General features: G+C 64.1%; 25 protein-coding genes and 2 tRNA genes. 13 read left to right on the top strand and 14 right to left on the bottom strand.

Annotated features, from left to right (window positions below):
• The first annotated feature begins 36 nt into the window (after nt 1-36).
• Nucleotides 37-1,059, top strand: a complete 1,023-nt coding sequence (locus tag CWS35_RS30050) for a methionine synthase (protein ID WP_100955158.1) — start codon at nt 37-39, stop codon at nt 1,057-1,059.
• A gap of 117 nt (nt 1,060-1,176) precedes the next feature.
• Here CWS35_RS30050 and CWS35_RS30055 read toward each other — a convergent pair whose 3' ends face one another.
• The 3 genes from CWS35_RS30055 to CWS35_RS30065 form a co-directional block, all read right to left on the bottom strand.
• The gene (locus CWS35_RS30055) at nt 1,177-1,839 is read right to left on the bottom strand and encodes a hypothetical protein (RefSeq protein WP_100955159.1); all 663 of its coding nucleotides are present in this window, start codon (nt 1,837-1,839) and stop codon (nt 1,177-1,179) included.
• A 113-nt stretch (nt 1,840-1,952) separates the two neighbouring features.
• Entirely contained in the window at nt 1,953-2,480 is a 528-nt protein-coding gene (gene gpt / locus CWS35_RS30060; protein ID WP_024582513.1) for a xanthine phosphoribosyltransferase, read from the bottom strand.
• Between the two features lie 6 nt (nt 2,481-2,486).
• Entirely contained in the window at nt 2,487-3,239 is a 753-nt protein-coding gene (locus tag CWS35_RS30065) for a molybdopterin-binding protein (RefSeq protein ID WP_024582514.1), read from the bottom strand.
• A gap of 226 nt (nt 3,240-3,465) precedes the next feature.
• On the opposite strand from CWS35_RS30065, the gene CWS35_RS30070 reads away from it, so the two are divergent.
• The 4 genes from CWS35_RS30070 (at nt 3,466) to CWS35_RS30085 (ending at nt 7,437) form a co-directional block, all read left to right on the top strand.
• Complete coding sequence (locus CWS35_RS30070) at nt 3,466-4,884, top strand: circularly permuted type 2 ATP-grasp protein (protein ID WP_100955160.1); 1,419 nt, start codon at nt 3,466-3,468, stop codon at nt 4,882-4,884.
• A gap of 8 nt (nt 4,885-4,892) precedes the next feature.
• The gene (locus CWS35_RS30075) at nt 4,893-5,840 is read left to right on the top strand and encodes an alpha-E domain-containing protein (RefSeq protein ID WP_100955161.1); all 948 of its coding nucleotides are present in this window, start codon (nt 4,893-4,895) and stop codon (nt 5,838-5,840) included.
• Between the two features lie 212 nt (nt 5,841-6,052).
• Nucleotides 6,053-6,895: a transglutaminase family protein gene (locus CWS35_RS30080; protein ID WP_100955162.1), complete on the top strand. Its 843-nt coding sequence runs from the start codon at nt 6,053-6,055 to the stop codon at nt 6,893-6,895.
• Between the two features lie 116 nt (nt 6,896-7,011).
• Nucleotides 7,012-7,437, top strand: coding sequence for a carboxymuconolactone decarboxylase family protein (locus tag CWS35_RS30085; RefSeq protein WP_100955163.1), 426 nt, complete (start codon nt 7,012-7,014; stop codon nt 7,435-7,437).
• Between the two features lie 109 nt (nt 7,438-7,546).
• Here the strand turns inward: CWS35_RS30085 and CWS35_RS30090 are convergent, their stop codons facing one another.
• Nucleotides 7,547-9,157, bottom strand: coding sequence for an ABC transporter substrate-binding protein (locus CWS35_RS30090; protein WP_100955164.1), 1,611 nt, complete (start codon nt 9,155-9,157; stop codon nt 7,547-7,549).
• 289 nt (nt 9,158-9,446) lie between these two features.
• Here CWS35_RS30090 and CWS35_RS30095 point away from each other — a divergent pair, with 289 nt between their 5' ends.
• Together CWS35_RS30095 and CWS35_RS30100 are read left to right on the top strand one after the other, a co-directional pair.
• Nucleotides 9,447-10,208 carry a peptidase gene (locus CWS35_RS30095; RefSeq protein ID WP_024582520.1) on the top strand — a complete coding sequence of 254 codons (762 nt, stop codon included), beginning with the start codon at nt 9,447-9,449 and terminating at the stop codon, nt 10,206-10,208.
• Between the two features lie 14 nt (nt 10,209-10,222).
• A complete protein-coding gene (locus tag CWS35_RS30100; protein ID WP_024582521.1) occupies nt 10,223-10,984 on the top strand; it encodes an SDR family oxidoreductase in 762 nt (253 codons plus the stop codon).
• A gap of 337 nt (nt 10,985-11,321) precedes the next feature.
• On the opposite strand, the gene CWS35_RS30105 is transcribed toward CWS35_RS30100, so the two are convergent.
• A complete protein-coding gene (locus CWS35_RS30105) occupies nt 11,322-12,545 on the bottom strand; it encodes an MFS transporter (RefSeq protein ID WP_100955165.1) in 1,224 nt (407 codons plus the stop codon).
• Nucleotides 12,546-12,662: 117 nt separating this feature from the next.
• Between CWS35_RS30105 and CWS35_RS30110 the strand changes: the two genes are divergently transcribed.
• Nucleotides 12,663-13,913 carry a NupC/NupG family nucleoside CNT transporter gene (locus CWS35_RS30110; RefSeq protein ID WP_100955166.1) on the top strand — a complete coding sequence of 417 codons (1,251 nt, stop codon included), beginning with the start codon at nt 12,663-12,665 and terminating at the stop codon, nt 13,911-13,913.
• 122 nt (nt 13,914-14,035) lie between these two features.
• On the opposite strand, the gene CWS35_RS30115 is transcribed toward CWS35_RS30110, so the two are convergent.
• Entirely contained in the window at nt 14,036-14,587 is a 552-nt protein-coding gene (locus CWS35_RS30115; protein ID WP_100955167.1) for a cupin domain-containing protein, read from the bottom strand.
• A gap of 99 nt (nt 14,588-14,686) precedes the next feature.
• Nucleotides 14,687-14,977, bottom strand: coding sequence for an usg protein (locus CWS35_RS30120; protein WP_024582525.1), 291 nt, complete (start codon nt 14,975-14,977; stop codon nt 14,687-14,689).
• A gap of 393 nt (nt 14,978-15,370) precedes the next feature.
• Here CWS35_RS30120 and groES point away from each other — a divergent pair, with 393 nt between their 5' ends.
• The 3 genes from groES (at nt 15,371) to CWS35_RS30135 (ending at nt 17,826) form a co-directional block, all read left to right on the top strand.
• Nucleotides 15,371-15,685 carry a co-chaperone GroES gene (groES, locus tag CWS35_RS30125; protein ID WP_021077770.1) on the top strand — a complete coding sequence of 105 codons (315 nt, stop codon included), beginning with the start codon at nt 15,371-15,373 and terminating at the stop codon, nt 15,683-15,685.
• A 45-nt stretch (nt 15,686-15,730) separates the two neighbouring features.
• Nucleotides 15,731-17,371 (top strand): chaperonin GroEL, encoded by a 1,641-nt coding sequence (groL, locus tag CWS35_RS30130; RefSeq protein WP_024582526.1) that lies wholly within the window; start codon nt 15,731-15,733, stop codon nt 17,369-17,371.
• 167 nt (nt 17,372-17,538) lie between these two features.
• Nucleotides 17,539-17,826: a GIY-YIG nuclease family protein gene (locus tag CWS35_RS30135; RefSeq protein WP_100955168.1), complete on the top strand. Its 288-nt coding sequence runs from the start codon at nt 17,539-17,541 to the stop codon at nt 17,824-17,826.
• An 85-nt stretch (nt 17,827-17,911) separates the two neighbouring features.
• Here the strand turns inward: CWS35_RS30135 and CWS35_RS30140 are convergent, their stop codons facing one another.
• The 4 genes from CWS35_RS30140 to CWS35_RS30150 all read right to left on the bottom strand — a co-directional run bounded on the left by CWS35_RS30140 (nt 17,912) and on the right by CWS35_RS30150 (nt 20,563).
• On the bottom strand, nt 17,912-19,063 hold the full coding sequence (locus CWS35_RS30140) for a slipin family protein (protein ID WP_100955169.1): 1,152 nt from the start codon (nt 19,061-19,063) through the stop codon (nt 17,912-17,914).
• A 335-nt stretch (nt 19,064-19,398) separates the two neighbouring features.
• Nucleotides 19,399-19,465 (bottom strand) — tRNA-Ile (locus CWS35_RS30145).
• 3 nt (nt 19,466-19,468) lie between these two features.
• A tRNA-OTHER gene (locus CWS35_RS39215) sits at nt 19,469-19,540 on the bottom strand.
• A gap of 183 nt (nt 19,541-19,723) precedes the next feature.
• Entirely contained in the window at nt 19,724-20,563 is an 840-nt protein-coding gene (locus CWS35_RS30150) for a LysR family transcriptional regulator (RefSeq protein WP_100955170.1), read from the bottom strand.
• Between the two features lie 128 nt (nt 20,564-20,691).
• Here CWS35_RS30150 and CWS35_RS30155 point away from each other — a divergent pair, with 128 nt between their 5' ends.
• Nucleotides 20,692-21,285: a cysteine hydrolase family protein gene (locus tag CWS35_RS30155; protein WP_100955171.1), complete on the top strand. Its 594-nt coding sequence runs from the start codon at nt 20,692-20,694 to the stop codon at nt 21,283-21,285.
• Nucleotides 21,286-21,296: 11 nt separating this feature from the next.
• On the top strand, nt 21,297-21,926 hold the full coding sequence (locus CWS35_RS30160; protein WP_100955172.1) for a glutathione binding-like protein: 630 nt from the start codon (nt 21,297-21,299) through the stop codon (nt 21,924-21,926).
• 69 nt (nt 21,927-21,995) lie between these two features.
• Here CWS35_RS30160 and CWS35_RS30165 read toward each other — a convergent pair whose 3' ends face one another.
• The 3 genes from CWS35_RS30165 to adh form a co-directional block, all read right to left on the bottom strand.
• A complete protein-coding gene (locus CWS35_RS30165; RefSeq protein ID WP_100955173.1) occupies nt 21,996-23,492 on the bottom strand; it encodes an AMP nucleosidase in 1,497 nt (498 codons plus the stop codon).
• A 98-nt stretch (nt 23,493-23,590) separates the two neighbouring features.
• The gene (locus CWS35_RS30170; protein ID WP_024582532.1) at nt 23,591-23,941 is read right to left on the bottom strand and encodes a DUF779 domain-containing protein; all 351 of its coding nucleotides are present in this window, start codon (nt 23,939-23,941) and stop codon (nt 23,591-23,593) included.
• A gap of 85 nt (nt 23,942-24,026) precedes the next feature.
• Nucleotides 24,027-25,544: an aldehyde dehydrogenase gene (gene adh / locus CWS35_RS30175; protein ID WP_100955174.1), complete on the bottom strand. Its 1,518-nt coding sequence runs from the start codon at nt 25,542-25,544 to the stop codon at nt 24,027-24,029.
• Nucleotides 25,545-25,717 lie beyond the last annotated feature (173 nt).

Consider the following 25,717-nt stretch of genomic DNA (forward strand, 5'->3'; position numbering starts at 1 on the left):
CACAGGCGCTCAATCCGAACCCACCGGGAGGCTCCCATGCTGTTTCCAACCACGATCGCAGGCTCCCTGCCCAAGCCGGAATGGCTGGCCGAGCCGAACATGCTGTGGGCTCCCTGGAAATCCGAAGGCACCGAGCTCGCCCGCGCCAAACGCGACGCGACCGTGCTCGCGGTCAAGCTACAGGAAGATGCCGGCGTCGACATCGTCACCGAGGGCGAACAGGCGCGCCAGCACTTCGTGCATGGCTTCCTGGAGCGGATCGAAGGCATCGATTTCGCCCACAAGGTCGAAATGGGCATCCGCAAGGATCGCTATAAGGCGATGGTGCCGCAGGTGGTCGCACCCTTGCAGCTCAAGGGCCGCGTCCATGAGGGCGAGGCGCGCGCCGCACGCGCCCATACCAAAAACCGGCTGAAATTCACGATGCCCGGCCCGATGACGATCATCGACACCATCGCCGACAAATATTACGGCAACCGCGTCAAGATGGCGTTTGCCTTCGCCGAGCTGTTGAACCAGGAAGCCAAGGCGTTGCAGGCCGATGGCGTCGACATGATCCAGTTCGACGAGCCTGCGTTCAACGTCTACATGGACGAGGTCCGCGACTGGGGCATCAAGGCGCTGGAGCGCGCCGCCGAGGGTCTCACCTGCGCCACCGCCGTGCACATCTGCTACGGCTATGGCATCAAGGCCAACACCGACTGGAAGCAGACGCTTGGCGGCGAATGGCGCCAGTACGAAGAGACCTTCCCTGTCATCGACAAGAGCACCATTCAGCAGGTTGCGATCGAATGTCGCAACTCGAAAGTGCCGATCGAACTGCTCGCCGCGCTCCCCGGCAAGATCGTGCAAGCCGGCGTGATCGATGTCGCCAGCGACGAGATCGAAACGCCTGAGGATGTCGTCAAGGTGATCGAGGCGGTCGCAAAGCACGTGCCGAAGGGCAACATCATCGCGACGACCAATTGCGGCATGGCGCCGATGCGGCGGGATATCGCCGAAGCCAAGCTGATCGCACTCGGTGATGGTGCGAAACTCGCACGGCAGCGGCTCGGGTGATGCCGAGCGCGACCCGCTCAATGCCTGCAAGACGTTGGTCACGCAGGCAAGAGGTTTCCGTCATCCTGAGGAGCGCGTAGCGCGTCTCGAATGATGAATCGGCCCGGCTGGTGGCCGTCAATCCTTCGAGGCTCGCTCCGCTCGCACCTCAGGATGACGGAATTGCCCCGAGTTCGCGCTAACGTGCAGCACCGGCCGGTAACCGGACTGAAATGCACGAACGGTCGACGGCGGCGTCAGCAACATCGCTGGCGCACTCACCTCGGCGCGCTCGTAACCGGCGAACGACCACCGCAAGGTCTTTCCATTGGCGACGAGATAGCTTTGGTCGCTCGCCTGCACCATCGTCCCGTCGGGCAATTCGTTGATAGGCACCGGCAACGGATGCAGCCGCTTCTGCCGGCGATCCAGCCGCTCGGCGTGCAGCACCGCATCCATCGCCTTGACCTTGAGATCACCCACGCCGCTGCCCTGCTCCCAGGCCGCACGAAACCGCTTGGCGTCATCGCGGCGGCAGTAGAAGCAGGGCCGGTGCCCGGCCGCGAACGCGGTGGCCTCATCGAGGAAGAACAACTCGGTCCAGCTCTGCTGGCTCATCACCTTGCGTCGTCTGCCCCTGAATTCGCAGACACAGGTGAGCCACGCCGGCGACGACCAGCGCTTGTTCAAAAGCGTTCGGGTCGCGGGATCGTGGATGATACCGCGATTGCCGGTGAAGGTGCCGCGGTGCGCGGACGCGACGATCTCGCCTGTCGGTGTGACGCGGTTTTGCAGGGGCATGGCACAGCTCTAACCACGATCGTCATTGCTAGGAGCGCAAGCGACGAAGCAATCCATCATACCGCATATGCGGAAGCATGGATTGCTTCGCTGCGCTCACAATGACGGCTACCTCATGCCGCCCCATCCCGGATCGGTGGCTGGAACGACAACGCAGTGTCCCACGGGAAGAAGATCCAGGTGTCCTGCGACACCTCGGTGATGAAGGTGTCGACCAGCGGGCGTCCCTTGGGCTTGGCGTAAACCGTGGCGAAATGCGCGTCCGGCAGCATCTCGCGCACCAGCTTGCCGGTCTTGCCGGTGTCGACCAGATCGTCGACGATCAACAGCCCCTTGCCGGTGCCGCCGCCGAGCTTGGCGGTCTGCTCCGATATGCCCTTGAGCACTTTCAGGTCGCCCTGCTTGTCATGGTCATAGCTGGCGACGCAGACCGTATCGATGATCCGCAAGCCGAGCTCGCGCGCCACGATCGCGGCCGGCACCAGCCCGCCGCGGGTGATCGCGACCACCGCATGGAACGGGCCGACTTCATTGAGCCGCCAGGTCAGCGCCCGGCAGTCCCGGTGGAATTGATCCCACGACACCGGGAACGGCCTGCCGGCCCGCTCCTGCGCACTTGGTTCAGAACTTTTCTCGACCATGTCGTCTCAACCCGCCGGCTTCTTCTGCGCGGCCTGCACCTGCTTCAGCATCTCCTTCACCGCGGTCATCGCCGCGGCGAGCTTTTCCGGATCGCGCGAACGGACCACCAGATTGGTGTTCGGCTTCTGGTTCTCGTCCTGGAACGGATAGCTGCCGATGATGGTGTCGGGATGAGCTTCTGCGATCGCCCGCAGCGGGCCGCCGATGTCGCCTTCCCGCGCGTCGGCACGGACCGAATCCGACAACATCCGCACGCCCGACTTCAAGGTCGGCGCCACGATGTCCATCATCGCCTGCATGATGGTCGGAATGCCCGCCATCACGATGACATTGCCGAGCTTGAAGCCCGGCGCCAGGATGGTCGCGCTCTGGATCAGCTCGGCACCGTCGGGCACCCTGGCCATCCGCAGCCGTGCCTCGTTGAGGTCCTGCTCGCTCCAGCGCTCCCGGAAGCGTGCCACCACGTCAGGGTGATGGTGAATATCGACCCCGAACGCCTTCGCCACGCTGTCGGCGGTGATGTCGTCATGGGTCGGTCCGATTCCGCCGGTCGTGAACACGTAGGTGTACCTATGCCGCAGCGCATCAAGGGCGGACACGATGTCGGCCTCGTCGTCGGCGACGACGCGAACCTCCTTCAGGTCGATGCCGATATTGGTCAGGTACTCGGCGATGAAGCCGATGTTCTTGTCCTTGGTCCGGCCGGACAGGATCTCGTCGCCGATCACCAATATCCCTGCCGTGACGATCTCGCTCATGGTCTCATTCCTTAAACTTGATGCCCTGACATTGCCGGTCCAATGCCTTGATGTCACGGGGTTTTGCCGCCGAATTAAGCAGACCTCAGCCGGTTTTTCGGGCAGGCCTTCCTGGCTACCCCTAGCAAATGCCACAAGCCAATGCATATCGCGCTGGCCCGGCCCTTGCTACCATCCCATCAAGTCATGCACTGTGTCACATGGCTTGGGAGGGCAGTCAGGGTATATGGCAGTCGCGTTCGATGAGATGAACGGCCTCGGCGAGGATCTCCGCCCGGCCTACCAGGAGCTCTCCCGCTGGCTCAAAGAGACGCCGCCGGACGCGCTCGAATATCGGCGCCAGGAAGCGGAGCTCTTGTTCCGCCGGATCGGCATCACCTTCGCGGTCTATGGCGATGCCGAGGCCCAGGAGCGGCTGATCCCGTTCGACGTCATTCCCCGCATCATGTCCGCGGCCGAATGGACGCTGCTGGAGAAGGGCCTGAAGCAGCGCGTGCTCGCGCTCAACCTGTTCCTCAAGGACATCTATCACGGCCGCGACATCCTGCGCGCCAACATCATCCCGGAAGACCTGATCTTCCAGAACCCGGTGTTCCGCCCGGAGATGAACGGCCAGGACGTGCCGCACGACATCTACGTCCACATCGCCGGCATCGACATCATCCGCACCGATCCCGACAATTTCATTGTGCTGGAGGACAATGCGCGGACGCCGTCCGGCGTGTCCTACATGCTGGAAAACCGCGAGATCATGATGCGGCTGTTTCCGGACCTGTTCGCGCGGCACCGCGTCGCACCCGTAGAGCGCTATCCGGACGAACTGTTGTCGGCACTGCGCTCGGTGGCGCCGCACAGCGCCTCCGCCGAACCCACGGTCGCGTTGATGACGCCCGGCGTCTACAATTCGGCCTATTACGAGCACTCGTTCCTCGCCGACAAGCTCGGCATCGAACTGGTCGAGGGGCGCGACCTCATCGTCAAGAACGACGAGGTGTTCATGCGTACCACCGAGGGGCTGAAGCGGGTCGACGTGATCTACCGTCGCGTCGACGACGACTTCCTCGATCCCCTCACCTTCCGGCCGGATTCCGCGCTCGGCGTGCCCGGGCTGATGTCGGCCTATGCCGCCGGCAACATCACGCTCGCCAACGCGGTCGGCACCGGCATCGCCGATGACAAGGCGATCTATTCCTACATGCCCGACATCGTGAAGTTCTATCTCAGCGAGGAGCCGATCCTGAAGAACGTGCAGACCTGGCGCTGCCGCGAACCGCAGGATCTGTCCTACGTGCTCGATAACCTCGCCGACCTCGTCGTCAAGGAGGTGCACGGCTCGGGCGGCTACGGCATGCTGATCGGCCCCGCCGCCACCAAGGCGACCATCGAGGCGTTCCGCGACAAGCTCAAGCGCGAGCCTGAAGGCTTCATCGCCCAGCCGACGCTGGCGCTGTCGACCTGCCCGACCTGCACCGACAAGGGCCTCGCGCCGCGCCATGTCGACCTTCGCCCGTTCGTGCTGACCGGCTCGACCCACACCACCATCGTGCCCGGCGGGCTTACTCGTGTGGCGCTGAAGGAAGGCTCGCTCGTGGTCAATTCGAGCCAGGGCGGCGGCACCAAGGACACCTGGATACTGAGCGAGTAGTTGAAAGCATGCTGTCGCGCACCGCTGAAAACCTGTTCTGGCTGGCCCGTTACGTCGAACGGGCCGAATATCTCGCGCGCACGATCGACGCCACGTTGCGCGTCACGGCGCTGCCGGCGGCCTATATCGGCAAGACCAACGAGTGGGATTCCGCGCTGCTCACCGCCGGCGTCGGCGCGAGCTTCTACGATCACTACCAGGAAGCCAACCAGCAGAACGTCGTCGAATATCTGTCCTTCTCGTCGGAGAACCCCTCCTCGATCAAGAACTGCATCGAGGCGGCGCGGCTGAACTCGCGCTCGGTACGAACCGCGCTGACCTCGGAGATGTGGGACACCATCAATTCCTCCTGGATCGAGTTGCAGGCGGTGTGGAGCAAGGGCGGCACCGGCAGCCGCGAGGAGCTGGCCAGATTCCTGCGCTTCGTGCAGGAGACCTCGCTGCGCTTCGACGGCTCGGCCTACCGCACCATGCTGCGCAACGACGCCTATTGGTTCTCGCGGCTCGGCGTCCATCTCGAGCGCGCCGACAACACCGCGCGGATTCTCGACGTCAAGTATCACATGTTGTTGCCCGAGGAGGAGCATGTCGGCGGCCCGTTGGATTACTACCAGTGGACCTCGATCCTGCGCTCGGTGTCGGCAACCACGGCCTATCACTGGGTCTACCGGGAAACCCTCAAACCCTGGCTGATCGCCGACCTGCTGATCCTCAACGACACCCTGCCGCGGTCGCTGGCCAGCTGCTACAGCAATCTGGTGCGCAACCTCGACCAGATCGGCGTCGCCTATGGCCGCCAGGGCGCCGCCCAGCGCCACGCCCGCGGCATCCGGAACCGGCTCGAGCACAGCAACATGGATGACATCTTCCAGCACGGCGTGCACGAATTCATCCAGGAATTCATCGCCGACAACTCACGGCTGGGCGAGATCGTCACCAAGCAGTATTTGATATAGGCCGAAGATGTGAATTCGGCGCCGTCTGCGGGCACTGTCCTCACCGCTCCCGGAGGGAGAGGTCGGATCGCGTTTTGCGATCCGGGTGAGGGAATTCGGTCTACTGAGGGGCCTTGACCCCTCACCCGAACTGCTTCGCAATTCGACCTCTCCCGATGGGAGAGGTATAATCCCGTTGCCGTCAGCTCTGATCTGACCTACTGGAAACGCACATGCGCCTGCGGATTGCCCATACCACCACCTATCGCTACGAGCCGGCGGCTTCGGGCGTGATCCAGATTCTGCGGATGACGCCGGGCAGCCATGACGGCCAATATGTCGCCAATTGGCAGATCGACGTCTCGACCGACTCCCGGCTCGATACCCATGAGGACGCGTTCGGCAACGTCACCCATGTGCTGACGCATGGTGCGATCAGCGACCTCACCATCCATTGCGAGGGCCTGGTCGAAACCCATGACACCGGCGGCGTGCTCAAGGGCACCGACGAACGGTTTCCGCCGAGCCTGTTCCTGCGCCCCACGCCATTGACCGACCTCAACCCGGCGATGACGGCCGTCGTGCGCGAACTGCGCGCGGAAGCCGGCAGCGACGTGCTCGGCTTCCTGCATGCGCTGATGGTCCAGGTCTACGAGCACATGACCTTCGACGAGGACCCGACCAACAGCGCCACGTCGGCGTCCGAGGCGTTCGCGCTCAAGCGCGGCGTCTGTCAGGACTACGCCCACATCCTGATCGCCTGCGCGCGCGCCGGCGGGGTTCCGGCGCGGTTCGTCTCCGGCCACTTCCTGCGCTCCGACGGCATGGTCAACCAGCAGGCCGGCCACGCCTGGGCGGAGGCCTACGTGCCCGACCTCGGCTGGATCGGCTTCGACGCCGCGAACGGCATCTGCACCACCGACGCGCATGCCCGCGTCGCGATCGGCCTCGACTATCTCGGCGCCGCGCCGGTCCGCGGCACCCGCTATGGCGGCGGTAACGAGACGCTGACGGTTGCGGTCAAGGTCGATCAGGCCGGCCGCCCCGGGCAGTGGCAGAGCCAGACCCAGTCGTAGGCACCGCTCTCTCCCCGTCATTCCGGGGCTCGCGGAGCGAGAGCCCGGAATGACGATGGTAAGATACGAGCGTGCTATCATTGCGGCCGTATCAATCCGAACCATCGGGACACACCATGGCAACCGTCAAACTGCTTTCCGACGACGAACTCTCGGCCGAGGCCCGCGCTGTCTTCGACGACATCCGCAAGGTGCGGAAGTCGGACTTCGTCAACAATTTCTGGCGCGCGCTTGCGCATGATCCGAAGACGCTGCGGCGGACCTGGGAGAGCATCAAGGAGGTGATGGCGCCGGGCGCGCTCGATCCGAAGGTCAAGGAGATGCTCTACGTCGCGGTCTCGGTGGCCCATGGCTGCAGTTATTGCATCCATTCGCACACCGCGGCCGCCCGCGCCAAGGGCATGACCGACGCCGAACACCAGGAAATGCTGGCGATCATCGGTATGGCCGCCGAGACCAATCGGCTCGTGACCGCGCTCGGCGTACCGGTGGACGATGCGTTCCTCGTGGATGCACCGGCGGGACGAGGCCAGGAGACGTGACGACTTCGCTCAGGTCCGTAGGATGGGTAGAGCGCAGCGAAACCCATCACCTTTCTTCCGTGCAGAGACATGATGGGTTTCGCTGCGCTCTACCCATCCTACGCATGCGTCACTTGTCCAGCCAGACATCCTCGAAGCGCAGATTGTTGTACTGGCTGTTGTCGTGCGGATGAAAGTTCTTCACGTAAGGCTGCCAGCAATTGCCGGCCGATGAGTGCAGGATGACCGGCCGCGCGGCATCGTCGACCAGCAGGCGCTCGATGTCGAACACGATCTTGCGCCGCTTGTCCTTGTCGACCTCGCGCGACTGCGCGGCGAGCAATCTGTCGACCTCGGCATTGCAGTACTGGGTGTAGTTGCGCTCCGAATTGCAGGAATAGTTCTCGACCAGATTTCCGTCGGGATCGTCGACGCTGACGCCGGTGACATTGAGACCGATCGTGTAATCCTTGCGCTGCAGCCGCGAGTACCAACGCGGCGTGTCCAGGATGTCGAGCTCGGCCACGATGTAGATCTTCTTGAGCTGGTCGGCAAGGATCACGGCCGGGTCGCGATAGGTCGGCAGATTGCGGGTCTGGATCTTGATCGACAGCGGCTTGCTGTCGCTGTAGCCGAGCTTCTGCATGATCGCCTGCGCGTCCGCGAGGTTCTTCGCGGTGTCGGGGCCGTAGCCCATCAGCATCGACAGCACGTCGTCCGGCATCCCCCACTCGCCCTCGGGCCTGGCCTGCATCGCACCGCCGAGCCGTCCCGTGCCCTCGAACAAAATGCTGTTGAAGGCCTTGCGATCGAGCGCCAGCGACATCGCCTTGCGGATATCCGGGTTGTCGAACGGCGGATTGACGCGATTGACCAGGAGATTGATCTGTAGATTGGTCGAGGTCATCTCGCAGATCGCGTTCGGCGCTCGCGCCTTGACGTCCTTCATCAGGGGAATGCTGACGTCGGACGGAAAGGTGATGTCGTAATCCCCGGTCGCGAACGCCAGCATGCGCGTGGCGCGGCTGTCGATCGAACGCACCGTGATCTCGTCGAGATACGGCCGGTCCTTCTTGAAGTAGTCGGAGTTGCGGACGAGCCGAATCGAATCGCCGCGCCGGAACTCGACGAATTTGAACGGCCCGGTGCCGACCGGCTTGGTGCGCATCACCTGCTGCGGCACATGACAGGGATAGACCACCGAGAAGGCGCTCGCGAGCAGCGCCAGCAGGCCCGGTTGCGGCTCGCTCAATTCGAAGGTCGCCTCATCGTCGCCATTGACGCTGACGTCCTTGAGCTTGGAGTACCAGACCTTGCGCGGATTGCGCTTGAAGTCCTGGGTCTTGGAGTCCTGCGTCTCGCTCTTGCCGATCAGCATCCGCCAGGTGCACTGGACATCCTTGGCCGTGAACGGCTGGCCGTCGTGCCATTTCACGCCGTGATGCAGCCTGAACGTCAGTCTGGTGTTGGTCGGGTCCCACGACCAGCTCTCGGCGAGGTCCGGGATCACGGTGTCGATGCTCTCGTGCACCTTGGCCGGATCGAACACCACGAGGTTGTTGAACACCGCAGCGAACGGCATCACCGAGGCGATGGTGGATTCCTCGAGCAACGAGGTCGAGGGCGGGTTGTCGTTGTGATAGAGCCGCAGCGTGCCGCCCTTCTTCTGCGCCGATGCAGGGCTCGCCGCGATTGCCGCGACGCCCAATACCATGACGCACGCGGCCAATTTGAACGACATTCTCGCCTCCCGGGATTCTTGTTGTTCTTGTCGATTGCAGGCAGTCGACCACAATGCCCGGTGCCTCGCAATGACAGCGAACCCGGATCATTGCCGGCTGCGCGCAACGCAGAGCGAGGCCGTCCAAACGCCGAACAGTGGTCGGCAGGAACAGGCCGATGCGGGCCGTCGTTCCGATTGGCTCCCACCCGGCCGCCCGATGTCCCGTCACGGGGAATTGGGGTTGGATGCAACGTCGAAATTGGCTACACGTTTGGCGCCGAGAACCTCGGATCGTTGGGGACTGGAAATGACCTATTGCTGCGGAATTCTGGTGCGCGACGGCCTCGTCATGATCGCCGATACCCGCACCAATGCCGGCCTCGACAACGTCTCGACGTTCCGCAAGCTGCACATCTTCGAAAAGTCTGGCGAGCGCATCATGGCGATCGCCAGCGCCGGCAACCTCGCGATCAGCCAGTCGGTGCTCTCGACCCTGACCGAGGGCATGGAAGACCCGCACACCGGCGAACTCGAGACGCTGATGAACGCGCCCACCATGTTCCAGGCGGCGCAACGGATCGGCCGGGCGATCCGCGCGGTGCACGCCACCGAGGGCGACGCGCTGCGCGCCGAGGACATCTCCTTCGACGTCTCGTTCCTGTTCGGCGGCCAGATCAAGGGCTCCCGGATGCGCCTGTTCATGGTCTACACCGCCGGCAATTTCATCGAATGCACCACTGACACGCCCTATTTGCAGATCGGCGAGCACAAATACGGCAAGCCGGTGCTGGACCGCGCCATGCACTACGACGTCGAACTCTATGAGGCGCTCAAAACGGGGCTGATCTCGATGGATTCGACGATGCGCTCGAATCTCGGCGTGGGCCTGCCGATCGACGTGCTGGTGGTGCGCACCGATGCCTGCGAGGCCGACCTCAACCACCGCATCGAGGCCGGCGAGCCCTATTTCCACGATCTGCGCTCGCGCTGGTCGGCGGCGCTGCGCGCCGCGCACCAGAACATTCCGCGGCCGCCTTACAAGAACGAGACCGAAGCAAAAACCAAGTAAGAGGAAACCGAGAGATGACTGAAGCAGCCAGCAAGATTGCACTCGTCACCGGCGCCGGCACCGGCGTCGGACGCGCGGCGTCGCTCGCCTTGATGGACAAGGGCTATACCGTGGTGCTGGTCGGGCGCCGCCTGGAGATGCTGGAGGAGACCGCCAAGCTAGGCCCCGCCGGCAAGAGCCTGTGCGTCACCGCCGACATGGCCAACCCGGCCGCGATCGCCGCGCTGTTCGACAAGGTCAAGGCAACCTATGGCCGGCTCGACGTGCTGTTCAACAATGCCGGCATGGGCGCGCCGCCGGTGCATTTCGAGGACCTGGCCCTCGAACAATGGCAGGCCGTCGTCAACACCAACCTCACCGCGCCGTTCCTGTGCACCCAGCACGCCTTCCGCATCATGAAGGACCAGACCCCGCGCGGCGGCCGCATCATCAACAACGGCTCGATCTCGGCGCATGCGCCGCGGCCGTTCTCGGCGGCCTACACCTCGACCAAGCACGCCATCACCGGCCTGACGAAAGCCTCCAACCTCGACGGCCGGATGTATGACATCGCGGTCGGCCAGGTCGATATCGGCAATGCCGCGACCCCGATGACCGACCGCATGGTCAACGGCCCCGGCGTGCTGCAACCGGACGGCACCACCAAGCACGAGCCGCGCATGGATGCGAAGGCGGTCGGCGATGCCGTCGCCTACATGGCCGGCCTGCCGCTCGACGCCAACGTGCTGTTCATGACTGTCATGGCGACCAAGATGCCGTTCGTCGGCCGCGGCTGATCTGCCCCTCCTCCGCTTGCGGCAGAGCGACACGACGGCATGGCCGGGCTTGTCCCGGCCATGCCTCGCAGGGGCGCAGTCAAAAATATCGAAAACAACCCCATGCAAAGGCGCCAGCGGCTGCCGGCGTCCGACACAAGCGGCTTGACACGTCGGGCAAATCAGCAGTATTTTTCCATTATTCCGAATTTTACAAACACCCTCGCCACGGCGTAGCTCAAATCGAGAGCCATCAGCACCGTCATTGCGAGCGAAGCGAAGCAATCCATCTATCCCCGAGATGATAGATGGATTGCTTCGTCGCTTCGCTCCTCGCAATGACGTGGAGAGAGCGAGCCTACTCCAGCTTCTCCACGTCCCGCAGCGTCGGGAACAGCTTCATCCAGAGCAGCGCGACGGCGATGGTGGCGACGCCGCCGAGCACGGCTGACGGCACGGCGCCGAGCAACGCCGCGGTGACGCCGCTCTCGAACTGGCCGAGCTGGTTCGAGGCGTTGATGAACAGGAAATTGACCGCGCCGACGCGGCCGCGCATCTCGTCGGGGGTGGCGAGCTGCACCAGCGAGAAGCGGATCACGACGCTGATCGTGTCGGCGGCGCCGAGCACCGCGAGCGCCAGCGCGGACAGCCACATCCAGTGCGACAGCGCGAACACCACCGTCGCCACGCCGAACACGATCACGGACTGGAACATGCGCATGCCGACGCGGCGGTTGATGGTGTGCCGCGCCAGCACCATCGTCATCAGCAGCGCACCCACCGCCGGCGCGGCGCGCAAGATGCCAAGGCCGAGCGGACCGGTTTGCAGGATGTCGCGCGCATAGATCGGCAACAGCGCGGTGACGCCGCCGAACAGCACCGCGAACAGATCGAGCGAGATGGTGCCGAGGATCGCCGGATTGCTGCGCACGAAGGTGACACCGGCAAACAGATCGTCCGACGATCCGCCGCTCTTCACCGGCGCCTGTTGCAGCCGGCCGATGCCGCCGGTCAAGACAGCGCCGAACAGCCAGAACACCATCATGATGCCGTAGGGCGCACTCGGCATCAGCGCATAGGCGAAGCCGCCGAGCGCCGGTCCGGTGATGGTCGCGACCTGCGCCGCGCCGCTCGAGATCGCGGTCGCCCGCTGCAACGAGCCTTGCGGCGCGATCAACGGCAACACGGCAGCGGTCGCCGGGCTCTCGAACGCGCCGGCGATGCCGAGCACGAAGGTCGCCACGAAGATCTGGATCTCGGAGATGGTGCCGGCAAACGTGCTTCCGGCGAGAAACAATGCGGTCAGCGCTTCCGCGACCTGGCAGGCCTGCACCACGCGCTTGCGCTCGAAGCGATCGGCGGCGTGACCGGCGACGAACACCAGCAACGCGGTCGGCAGGAACTGGACAAGGCCGACCATGCCGAGGTCGAACGCGCTGCCGGTCAGATCATAGATCTGCCAGCCGATCGCGACCGCGCCGATCTGGCTGGAGAAGCGCGACAGGCTGCGCGACAACAGGAAGAACAGGAATGGTCTGTGGCCGAGCAGATCGCGGGCGCCGGCCGGCGTGGCGGTGGGCATGGACGCTGGCGTGGCCGAGCGCCTGCAACTTGTCAATGGCCGCCAAGGGAACGCGCAACAGCATTGCGCTAGGCGAGGCCCCCACCCATAATCGCGCGAGGGGTCCTTGGGGGCGTGATGCTGCAATTGCAATCGGCGTTCGGCGTGGTGGCGTTGCTGGTCATCGCCTGGGTGTTGAGCGAGAATCGCAGCATGGTGTCGTTGCGGCAGGCGGCGATCGGGCTCGCGGTGACCGTCGCGACCGCGCTGGTGCTGATCAAGGTGCCGCTGGTGACGCACGCCTTCGGCGTGATCAACGATGCCGTCGGCACCATCGCCGCCGCGACGCGCGCCGGCACCGCCTTCGTGTTCGGCTATGTCGGCGGCGGCCCGGCGCCGTTCGATCCCAAGGCGCCTGGCTCGGACTTCATCCTCGCCTTCCAGGCGCTGCCGATCGTGCTGGTCATGAGCGTGCTGACCACGCTGCTGTTCTACTGGCGCGTGCTGCCGCCTGTGGTGCGCGGCATGGCCTGGCTGCTCGAGCGCACGCTCGGCGTCGGCGGTGCGGTCGGGCTCTCGACCGCGGCCAATATCTTCCTCGGCATGGTCGAAGCACCGCTCTTCATCCGTCCCTATCTGGCGCAGCTCAGCCGCAGCGAATTGTTCCTGGTGATGACCGGCGGCATGGCCGGAATCGCCGGCACCGTGCTGGTGCTGTACGCGACATTGCTGGCCCCGCTGATCCCCGACGCACCGGCACATTTCGTCATTGCGTCGGTGCTCGGCGCGCCGGCCGCGATCCTGATCAGCCTGATCATGATTCCGGAGACATCGCACAAGCGCACCGGCGGCTCGCTCGACGATCCCGATATCGAGGTGTCCTCGACGATGGACGCGATCGTGAAGGGCACCGCGGCGGGCGTCGAGCTCCTGATGAACATCATCGCGATGCTGCTGGTGCTGGTCGCGCTGGTCTATCTCGTGAACGCGATCATCGGCCTATTGCCAGAGATCGGTGGCGCCAAGATCTCGTTGCAGCGGCTGCTCGGCTACGTCATGGCGCCGGTGTGCTGGCTGATGGGCCTGCCGTGGCCGCAGGCCATCACGGCCGGAAGCCTGATGGGCACCAAGACCGTGCTCAACGAGCTGATCGCCTATGTCGACCTGTCGAAGCTCGGCCCCGACGCGCTCGAGCCGCGCTCGCGGCTGATCATGCTGTATGCGATGTGCGGCTTTGCCAACTTCGCGAGCCTCGGCATCATGATCGGCGGCCTCGGCATCATGGCACCGACGCGGCGCGACGAGATCAACGCGCTCGGGCTGAAGTCGATCGTCTCGGGCACGCTGACGACGTGTTTGATGGGCGCGATCGTGGGGGTGCTGACGTGACGACCGTAGTCGTCATTCCGGGGCGCGCGCAGCGCGAGCCCGGAATCCATTTCTCCACACAGGTTACGGCCCGATGGATTCCGGGCTCGGCGCTACGCGCCGCCCCGGAATGACGGCCTGAGTTAAGCCTTCAGCTCCACCGTCTTGAACTCGGCCGGCAGGATCACTTCCAGCAGTTCGACGTCGTCGGAGTAGTCCAGGATCATGTGCCGGATGCGCGGCGGCTGGGTCCAGGCGCTGCCTTCTCTCATCAGCGTCTCGCCTTCGCCTTCCATGTAGGTCTTCACCCAGCCCTTGAGCACATAGACCATCTGCAAGTCGACGTCGTGGAAGTGCAGCTTCGAGACCTCATCCGGATTGCACGGTCCCTGCAACCGGATCACATGCGCTTGCGCGAGACCGTTCGAGGCGGCTGATATGCCGAGGTCGCGATACTTGGCATAGGCACGCAAGCCGTCGGCCTTGAAGTCCTCTTCGCGGTGATGGCTGATGGCGATGCGCTGCTTCGGCCGGGCCTTGGTTGCAGCTTTCGGCGCGCCCTTCTTCGCCGCAGTGACACGCCCTTTCGACTTGATGGTCTTGCGCGCCGACGATTTGGCTCCGGCCTTGAGCCCGGTCCATTTCTTCTTCACCGCGGTCTTGGCTGCGGATCTTGATGCCGTCTTCTTGGCCATTGTTCGCCTCCCGTCTCGTTCTGACGGATCAAGGCTAACACAAGTCGCGCCACGCGCGGCGGGCAAAGGCGCGCACCGCGCCCTGCCCGTCCTCGCAGGTCAGTGCAGCCGGAACACGCCGTCGACGGCGCGCAGCTCGGCCGGCTTGACCAGCTTGGAATGCGCCACCGTCACCGAGAACAGCGGGCCCTCCAGCTTGTCCTGCCAGAAAGCGAGGAAATCCTGCAACGCCGGAAATTTCGGAAACAGGTCGTAGTTCTGCCAGACATAGGTCTGTAGCAACGAGGGGTGATCGGGCATCCGGTAAAGGATTTGCGCCGTCGTCAGCCCGTACCCCAGCAACTGCTTCCGGAAATCGTCGGAAACAACCCCACCAACTCGCGAGACCATGCCAACCTCCTGTGAAGGAGCGCATTCACATGGTGGCCGACCTCCCCGCCGGACCACCGGCACTGGATGCGCTCACATGAGAGAAATGTGACGCACGCGACTGGCCCATCTCAAGCCCAAATGTTTAATAGGTTGTTGAAATTTCGTGCGTTGGCAGCAGCTTACCGCATCTGCTAATAGCCCTCAGAGCTCCGTCGGAGGGCATTAAGGATGCCGAAATGATCTCGGCTTCCTGCTGGCAACCGTCACATACGAGTGCCAATTTTTCTGCTAGAGGCACTTGCCCGCCGTCAAGGCTTGGCCTATCTCCTGCCCAACCAGTCTGGCACTCGCCGGACTGGACTGCTAACTCTCCAAAAATCTACAGCATATGCAAACGTTTAGGAGGACTGCATGAAATTCCGTCCGCTTCACGACCGCGTCGTGGTTAAGCGTATCGACGCCGAAGAGAAGACCGCTGGCGGCATCATCATTCCGGACAGTGCCAAGGAAAAGCCCTCGCAGGGCGAAGTCATCGCCGTCGGCCCGGGCGGCCGCGACGAAGCTGGCAAGCTGATCCCCATCGACGTCAAGGTCGGCGACCGCGTCCTGTTCGGCAAGTGGTCCGGCACCGAGGTCAAGATCGACGGCGAAGACCTGCTGATCATGAAGGAAAGCGACATCATGGGCGTGCTCGACGTCCCCGCTTCCAAGAAGAAGGCGGCCTAAGCGCCCCTCTCCCTCCCAGGTTAAACCTCTCAAGGAAAAACTCAGATGGCAGCTAAAGAAGTCAAATTCTCCGTCGAGGCGCGCGACAAGATGCTGCGCGGCGTCGACGTTCTCGCCAACGCGGTGAAGGTCACCCTCGGTCCGAAGGGCCGCAACGTGGTGCTCGAAAAGTCGTTCGGCGCTCCCCGCATCACCAAGGACGGCGTCACCGTCGCCAAGGAGATCGAGCTCGAGGACAAGTTCGAGAACATGGGCGCCCAGATGGTGCGCGAAGTCGCCTCCAAGTCCGCTGACGCGGCTGGCGACGGCACCACCACGGCGACCGTGCTCGCCCAGGCGATCGTGAAGGAAGGCGCCAAGTCGGTCGCCGCCGGCATGAACCCGATGGACCTCAAGCGCGGTATCGACCTCGCGGTCGAAGCCGTCGTTGCGGACCTCCAGAAGAACTCGAAGAAGGTCACCTCGAACGAGGAGATCGCCCAGGTCGGCACCATTTCGGCCAACGGCGATGCCGAGATCGGCAAGTTCCTCGCCGACGCCATGAAGAAGGTCGGCAACGAGGGCGTGATCACGGTCGAGGAAGCCAAGTCGCTCGAGACCGAACTCGACGTCGTCGAGGGCATGCAGTTCGACCGCGGCTACATCTCGCCCTACTTCGTCACCAACGCCGACAAGATGCGCGTTGAGATGGACGACGCCTACATCCTGATCAACGAGAAGAAGCTCTCCTCGCTGAACGAGCTGCTGCCGCTGCTCGAGGCCGTGGTGCAGACCGGCAAGCCGCTGGTCATCGTCGCTGAAGACGTCGAAGGCGAAGCGCTCGCCACCCTCGTCGTCAACCGCCTGCGTGGCGGCCTGAAGGTCGCGGCCGTCAAGGCTCCGGGCTTCGGCGATCGCCGCAAGGCCATGCTGCAGGACATCGCGATCCTGACCGGCGGCCAGGCCATCTCGGAAGACCTCGGCATCAAGCTCGAGAACGTCACGCTGCAGATGCTCGGTCGCGCCAAGAAGGTGATGATCGACAAGGAGAACACCACGATCGTCAACGGCGCCGGCAAGAAGGCCGACATCGACGCTCGCGTTGCCCAGATCAAGGCGCAGATCGAGGAAACCACCTCGGACTACGACCGTGAGAAGCTCCAGGAGCGTCTCGCCAAGCTCGCAGGCGGCGTCGCGGTGATCCGCGTCGGCGGCGCGACCGAAGTCGAGGTGAAGGAGCGCAAGGATCGCGTTGATGACGCGATGCACGCGACCCGCGCGGCTGTCGAGGAAGGCATCGTCCCGGGCGGCGGCGTCGCCCTGCTCCGTGCTTCCGAGCAGCTCAAGGGCCTGCGCACCAAGAACGACGACCAGAAGACCGGCGTCGAGATCGTGCGCAAGGCGCTGTCGGCTCCGGCTCGCCAGATCGCGATCAACGCCGGTGAAGACGGTTCGGTCATCGTCGGCAAGATCCTGGAGAACAAGACCTACAATTACGGTTTTGACTCCCAGACCGGCGACTATGCCGACCTGGTCAAGAAGGGCATCATCGACCCGACCAAGGTCGTGCGCACCGCGATCCAGAACGCTGCCTCGGTTGCCGCGCTGCTGATCACCACGGAAGCGATGGTTGCCGAGCTGCCGAAGAAGAACGCCGGCGGCCCCGCGATGCCTCCGGGCGGCGGCATGGGCGGCATGGACTTCTAAGGTCCAGCCTCTCAAGGCGATCCACGGAATGCAGAACCCCGGCAGCGATGCCGGGGTTTTTGCTTTTGGAGTGAGTGTTGATTTGACGTTCGAAGCGACGATACCATCCGCCGTCATTCCGGGGCGCGCGCAGCGCGAGCCCGGAATCCATAACCACGAGTGTCGAGATGGCCTACTACGTCTATCTCCTTGCGAGCAAAAAGCACGGCACACTCTATCTCGGTGTAACAAACGATCTCGTGCGTCGCGTCCACGAACATCGGACGAAGGCGGTTAAAGGCTTTACATCGCGATATGGCGTCGACAAATTGGTTTGGTTCGAGATTTACGAAGACGCAACCACCGCGATCACTCGCGAGAAAGAGCTCAAGAAGTGGCGGCGCGATTGGAAGACCCGGCTCATTGAGGAGCAAAACCCGGGATGGGTTGATCTCTATCCGGGGATATCCACGTGATAGCCGTGGTTATGGATTCCGGGCTCGCGCTGCGCGCGCCCCGGAATGACGAACGTGAAGGGCCGCCCGTGGGCGGCCCTTCTTGTCATGCGCTCTCGGGCGCCTTGAGGCGGACCAGCTTGGTCAGCAACGCATCGAGGCCCTGCCCGTCGCCGGCGTGCAGGTCGATGCGGCCGACCTTCTCGACCAGGCGCTCCAGCGACTCGAGCTCCTTGAGCCGCAGCAACAGAGGGTTCTCCTCCATCAGCTTGGCGGTGTTGAGGAGCGAACGCGTCGCCGCGGTCTCCTCCTGGCGACGGATCAAATTGGCCTTCGCCACCCGCTCCGCCTCCACCACCTTGTTGACCAGCTCGCGGATCTCGCCGGGCAGGATCACGTCCTTGACGCCGAGTTCGGTAACCTCGACGCCAGAGCCCGCGACACGGTCGCGGACATAGTCGCGCAACTCCTCGTCGAGCGCCGTCTTCGCAGACAGCACCTCGTCCAGCGTGCGGCCGGCCACCGCCTCGCGGATCGCGAACTGCACCAGGCGGTACAGCCACGCATCCACGTCGGGCACCGTGGCCACGACCCGCTCGGGATCGACGATCCGGCGGAACGCGGTCAGCGTCACGCGCAGCGCGATGCGGTCCTTGGTCAGCATCTCCTGCGCCGTGATCTCGATCGCCTGGGGACGCAGGTCGAGGCGCTTGACCTCGATCTTGCGGCCCGCGATCCAGAACGCGTGCCGGCCGGGCGCGAGCCGCTCGACCAGCTTGCCCTCGACCGTGAGCAAGCCCGCCTCGTGGTTCTCGACCACCGCCTCGGTGATGACGCCGGCCCGGTTGGGCTGGATCATCGCGAGGTGGCGCGCCGTGACCCTGGGATCGCTGGTCACGTCGATGCGCTCGACATCGACCACGGTCGCGACCTTCCAGTACACGCGGGTCTGCCAGGGCGTCATCAGTTGCACGGGACGGCCATCGAGGCTGACGATCGCGATCTCGTTCGCCTTGGTCTCGACCGCCGCGAACAGCTCGTCAGCCAGATCGGGCCGCGCGGCCTTGATCACCGCGAAGCGATCCGCGGGGAATTCGCTGCGCACGACGCTGAACAGCTCGGCCTTGAGCTCATGCAAGGGATCGAACAGCCGATGGCGACCGGGGCCGAGCACCTGCTCGAGCCGGCCGTCACGCGTCAGCAATGCGCGCTCGCCATCCTTCACCGTCAACTTGGTCGTCAAGAAATGCCAGGTCATGGCACGCCTCCATCGTTGCCTCGGGCCCATGGGCCTGAGAGCGGGTTTCATTTTGCAAAGGACGTGAGGACGCGAACGCGGCTTCCTGTCAGCCAAGCGGGCCGTGGCTTGAGCTTGCGCGATGACGGGCGCACGCGCGCGATCGCACGACGATTGTCGTGCGGCCGTGCGGAGCCACCCGGCATCAGCGCAAGCGGTATCCACCGCGGCGCAAAGCCGGTCTCACAGTGTCGATGTTCGGACGAAGAGCCTTGCGGCAGGACGGCCGGACTGCGACTGAAGCGCGCGTCCGGTCCCCTTCAGAGGAGTCAGCTTTGAAGGCTGAAACGGAGCGCTTGGAGCGGGAATCGAACCCGCGACCCGATGAGTATCATTCACCTGCTCTAACCAACTGAGCTATCCTTTGTGAGAAGATCGGATTCGAACCGGTACCTTCGGGATTTCAGTCCCGACGCTCGCCCATGAGCTTCATTCTCGTGATCTTCATTTCGGCGGAACACGACACCGCAGAGCGGTACGCGCCAGTCGGGATCTCACGAGCCCGAACCCATGGCCGAAGCGAAGGAGCGGGCTAATAGACGAAGCACGCCCGGGTTGCAAGAGGGCAATGTGTGATTTTTTCATGACGGGACACCGACCATCACCTCGTCATTCCGGGGCTCACCCGCCTCGTACGACATCCTGGAAACAGCCGCGCAGCCAATCGATGGTAACGCGCGTGGCCGCGTCGCGCTTGAGATGGTTCTGCACCAGCAGCCACACGTCGCGTCGCTTCGGCAGCAGCGTGGCACGCAGGCGGCGATCGGTCAAAAGGTCCACGCAACTATGCTCCGGCAGCACGCCGACCGCGTGATGCGACTGGATCAGTCTGTGGATGACACGCACATTGTCGGTGACGCAGCGCGCGCGAAGCCGCTTCGCGCGCAGGAACTGCATTTCAGGAATGCCTCCGAGTTCGTCCGGATAGGCGCACGTCACCGCCTCTCCCGCCGTCGTCGCGGCCGGCTCGAAGAAATACAGCCTGACCTCGGCGAGCTTCGAGATCGCAAAGTCGCCCTTGTCGGGCTTGCGCAGGCGGATCGCGAGATCGGCCTCCCAGCGCGAGAATTTGACGTTGTCGCTCGACGTCAGAAACTGCAACGTCAAGCCCGGATGGGCACGCAGCAACGCGCCGGTGCGCGGTGCCAGCACCTCCTCCGCAATCGCATTGGTCGAAGCGATGCGCAGCCGGCCGACCGGCCCGGGCAGGCTCTCGCCGATCCGGCCGATCTCCTCGGCATGCACGGCCATCGCCTGGATGTGCGCGAGCACGACGTCGCATTGCCGGGTCGGCTTGCGCAGGCCGTCGGCGGCCTCGAACAGGCGTAAGCCGAGCGCGCGCTCGATCCGCGCCAGCCGCCGGCCGACCGTGGTCTCGTCGATGCGCAGCCGCGCGCTGGCGCCGGCATAGGTGCCCTCGTCCCTGACGGCGGCGATGATGCGAAGGTCGTCCCAATTCATGGCGTCAGGCTACATCGTACCTGGCCTGCCTGCAATAACGCAGCCACCGGCTGCAATATCCCTGCATAACAGCAGGCTGCTCCACGGCTATATTTTCGCAAGACACATCCGCTGGAGACATCGGGACCATGACCGCAGCCAAGACATTGATGCAGCTCGCCGGTATCGATCTTACCCCGCCTCGCCTCGGCGACAGCTGCCTGGTGCTGATCGATATCCAGAACGAATATCTCGCAGGTCCCCTCGCTTTGCCCGACGCCAGCCCCGCGATCGCACGCGCTACCGCGTTGCTCGGACGCGCACGCGACAGCGGCGCTGTAATCATCCACATCGCGCACAAGGGAGCGCCGGGAAGCCTGTTCGACCGCGCCGCGGAGCGCGGCGCGATCGTGGCGCCGTTGGCACCAAGGCCGGGCGAGATCGTGATCGAGAAGCAATTGCCGAACGCGTTCGCCGGCACCGAGCTGAACACGCAGCTTGCCGCGACCGGACGCAAGGAGCTGGTGCTCGCCGGCTTCATGACGCATATGTGCGTCAGCTCGACGGCCCGCGCCGCGCTCGATCTCGGCTTCCGCACCACCATCGATGCCGACAGCTGCGCCACCCGCGACCTGCCCGACGGCAGCGGCGGCACCATTGCCGCAAAACTCATCCACGACGTCGCGCTCGCCGAACTATCCGACCGCTTCGCGATCATCGCCCGCGGCAACGCCCTCGCCTGAGAGACATCGCCATGCTTGAGCTGTATTTCTCGCCGATGGCCTGCTCGCTCGCCAGCCGCATCGCATTGATGGAGGCCGGGATCGAGGCGCGCTACCACCTCGTCCAGCTCTGGACCAAGAAGGTGGTGGAGGACGATGGCGACTTCCGCGCGGTCGCGCCGAAGGGCGCGGTACCCGTGCTGGTGCTGGAGAACGGCGAACGCCTGACGGAAAGCGCGGCGGTGTTGCAATATATCGCGGACCGCAAACCCGAGCTCGGCCTGGCGCCGCAGCCAGGCGATCCGGATCGCTACCGGTTGCAGGAGTGGCTGAGCTTCATCGGCACCGAGATCCACAAGGGCTTTCTGTTCCCGACCTTCTGGTACAAGGACGACGCATCGCTGGCCAAGCCGCGTGCGCGGATCGGCCAGACCTTGTCGGTGCCATCTGCGCATCTGGCGGACCGCGAATTCCTGGTCGGAGAACGCTTCACGGTCGCCGACGCGCACTTCGCCTGGGCCCTGCTGTTGCTCCGCGCCGCCGGCGTCGACGTCGCGCAATGGCCGTCACTGGCAGCCTATCTCTCCCGCATCCAGGCCCGGCCGCAGGTCAAGGCCGCGGTCGGCACCGAGATGCAATTGTGGAAATCGCTCGCGGCGTGAGCAGACGAGCGCCTCTTGCCTGTGCATGATCTTTTCGGAGAACGGCTTCGCAGTTTTCCCGATCATGCCCTACTGGAATGCGACCTCGGCGAAGCTGCGCAGCTTGCGTGAATGCAGCCGTTCGGATTCCTGCTGCTTGAGCCGCTCCAGCGCCCTGAGGCCGATCTCGAGATGCTGACCGACGCGCTGACGATAGAATTCGCTGGCCATGCCGGCGAGCTTGATCTCGCCATGCAGCGGCTTGTCGGAAACGCACAGCAGCGTGCCATAGGGCACGCGGAACCGGTAGCCGTTGGCGGCGATCGCCGCCGACTCCATGTCGAGCGCGACGGCGCGCGACTGCGACAGCCGCCGGATCACCTGCGGCCCGCTGATCTCCCAATTGCGATTGTCGACGCTGGCGACCGTGCCGGTCCGCATCAGCCGCTTGAGCTCGAAGCCGGTGAGCCCGGTGACCTCGCCGACCGCCTCCTCCAGCGCCACCTGCATCTCCGCCAGCGCCGGGATCGGCACCCACAGCGGCAGCTCGTGATCGAGCACGTGATCCTCGCGGACATAGCCATGGGCGAGCGCATAGTCGCCGAGCCGCTGCGTGTTCCGCAAGCCGGCGCAATGCCCGATCATCAGCCAGGCGTGCGGCCGCAACACCGCGACGTGATCGGTGATGTTGCGCGCGTTCGACGGACCGATCCCGATATTGATCAGGGTGATGCCGCGATAGCCGGGCTCGACCAGATGAAACGCCGGCATCTGCGGGACACGCTCCGATGCGCTGCCGGTGGTACCGCCGCCAGCCAGCGCGTTGCGGGTGATCACATTGCCGGGCGCAACGAAGGCTTCAAGACCGGCCTCGCCCGCCGCGAGGCGTTGCTGGGAGAGCTGCACGAAGGCATCGACATAGAACTGGTAGTTCGTGAAGATCACGAAGTTCTGGAAATGCTCCGGATCGGTGCCGGTGTAGTGATAGAGCCGGCGCAACGAGTAGTCGACCCGCGCGGCGCGGAACAGCGCCAGCGGCTCCGGCATGCCCGGCTTCAATTCGAACGTACCGTCGGCGATCGCATCGTCCATCGCGGCGAGGTCGGGCGTATCGAAGATATCGCGCAGCGATCGCGTGAAGGCCGAACTGTCGGCAATGGTCAGCGCCGCCTCGATATTGATGTCGCGCCGGTAGGCGAAATGGATCGGAATCGGCTCATCGGATTCCCCGATCTCGACCGCCACGCCATGGTTCTTGATCAGGAGCCCGATCTGCTCGGTGAGATAGGTCCGGAAAATATCCGGCCGGGTGACGCTGGTCTCGTGAATGCCGGGCCCCGCGACGAACCCGTAGGCGAGGCGGGAATCCAGCCGGGCATGCGACGATGTCGTGATGCGCACGAACGGGTAATGCGCGCGGACCCGCGTGGTGATCACCGCGCCGTTGACATAGGCCTCGAAGCGGTTGCGCAGGAAGCCGGTGTTGCGCTCGTAGATCTCTTCGAGGCGGGACACCGCCGCGCCGGCATCGACGAATGCTTCGGTCGTGATCGGTGGAGGGGTTTCGATGGGGGTTGCAGGAGACATGTTCGCCTTGCGCCAAGGACCGGTATCGAGCTGGGACTCGCTCCGGATCGACGCAGTATAGCGACAATGGCCTCCAGTTCCAGATCGCGCAGACCGCCCTATTCCGCCTCGCGTGGCGGCAGCGCGCAGATCTCGGACCGGGTCAGGAACCGGCGTTCGCGCCCGTTGTCGAGCGAGAACATGCCGCCGCGACCAGGAACGACGTCGATGATCAGATCGGTATGCTTCCAGACGTCATACTGCGAACCGCTGATGTAGAACGGCGCGCCGCCGATCTCACCGAGCTTGACGTCGTAATCGCCGATCAGGAAGTCACCTTGCGGATAGCACATCGGCGACGAACCGTCGCAGCAGCCTCCGGATTGGTGAAACAGCACCGGCCCATGATCGGCGACGATCTCGGCAATCAGTTCGAGTGCGGCAGGCGTCGCGGTCACCTTGTCAGCCATCCCGGCCTCCGTGATGGGGCTTCGGCGGAACGTCCCGCCGAAGCCTGTCGTTTTGGTTCCCCAAACGATGGGGTGGACCGAGCCCTCAGAAGAAGCCGAGCTTCTTGGCGCTATAGCTCACCAGCATGTTCTTGGTCTGCTGATAGTGGTCGAGCATCATCTTGTGGTTCTCTCGGCCGACGCCGGACTGCTTGTAGCCGCCGAACGCCGCGTGCGCCGGATAGGCATGATAGCAGTTGGTCCAGACCCGGCCGGCCTGGATCGCGCGACCGAACCGGTAGCAGCGATTGGCATCGCGGCTCCAGACGCCGGCACCGAGGCCATAGAGCGTGTCGTTGGCGATCGAGAGCGCCTCTTCATCGGTCTTGAAGGTCGCGACCGACACCACCGGCCCGAAGATCTCCTCCTGGAACACGCGCATCTTGTTGTTGCCCTCGAACACGGTCGGCTTGACGTAATAGCCGCCCGACAGTCCGCCGCCGAGATTGTTGCGCTCGCCGCCGGCCAGCACCTTGGCGCCTTCCTTCTTGCCGATGTCGATGTAGGACAGAATCTTCTCGAGCTGCTCGGAGGACGCCTGTGCGCCGATCATCGTCGACGGGTCGAGCGGGCTGCCTTGCGTGATCGCCGCGACGCGCTTCAGCGCGCGCTCCATGAAGCGGTCGTAGATCGATTCATGGATCAGCGCCCGGCTCGGACAGGTGCAGACCTCGCCCTGGTTGAGCGCGAACATCACGAAGCCTTCGATCGCCTTGTCGAAGAAATCGTCATCTTCCGCGCAGACGTCCTTGAAGAAGATGTTGGGCGACTTGCCGCCGAGTTCGAGCGTCACCGGGATCAGGTTCTGCGAGGCGTATTGCATGATCAGCCGGCCCGTCGTGGTCTCGCCGGTGAAGGCGATCTTGGCGATCCGGTTCGACGACGCCAGCGGCTTGCCGGCCTCGAGACCAAAGCCGTTGACGACATTGACGACGCCCTTGGGCAGGAGATCGCCGACCAGCTCAAGCCAGGTCATGATCGAGGCCGGGGTCTGCTCGGCCGGCTTGATGACCACGCAATTGCCGGCGGCCAGCGCAGGCGCCAGCTTCCAGGTCGCCATCAGGATCGGGAAATTCCAGGGAATGATCTGTCCGACCACGCCGAGCGGCTCGTGGAAATGATAGGCCACGGTGTCATGGTCGATCTCGGAGATCGAGCCCTCCTGGCCGCGGATCGCGCTCGCGAAGTAGCGGAAGTGATCGATTGCGAGCGGCATGTCGGCGGCCATGGTCTCGCGGATCGGCTTGCCATTGTCCCAGGTCTCGGCTGTTGCGAGCTTCTCGAAATTGGCCTCCATCCGGTCGGCGATCTTGTTGAGGATCAGCGAGCGCTCGGCGACGCTGGTCTTGCCCCAGGCGTCCTTCGCCGCATGCGCTGCGTCCAGCGCGGCCTCGATGTCGGCCGCATCCGAGCGCGGGATCTCGCAGATCGGAAGTCCCGTGACCGGCGATACGTTGTCGAAATATTTTCCGGAATGGGGCTCGCGCCATTCGCCGCCGATGAAATTGCCATAGCGTTTGGCAAACGGCGCCTTGAGCACGGACTGCATGTCAACCTTGTTCATGTGTTCCTCCGTTGGCACGCCGATGCACACGGCGTTGGCCGGAACGCTCGGTCAAATCAGGCAGACAGAACAGGGGCCCGCCGCAACGGCCGCAGGGGAACTGTCGCAAATCTGAGACAGAGTGCGCCGCAAATTGGCACAGATGCGTCAGCATTTCCGACGCAAACGCGGAA

This window comes from Bradyrhizobium sp. SK17, from assembly GCF_002831585.1.
In the GTDB taxonomy this organism is placed as follows: Bacteria; Pseudomonadota; Alphaproteobacteria; order Rhizobiales; family Xanthobacteraceae; genus Bradyrhizobium.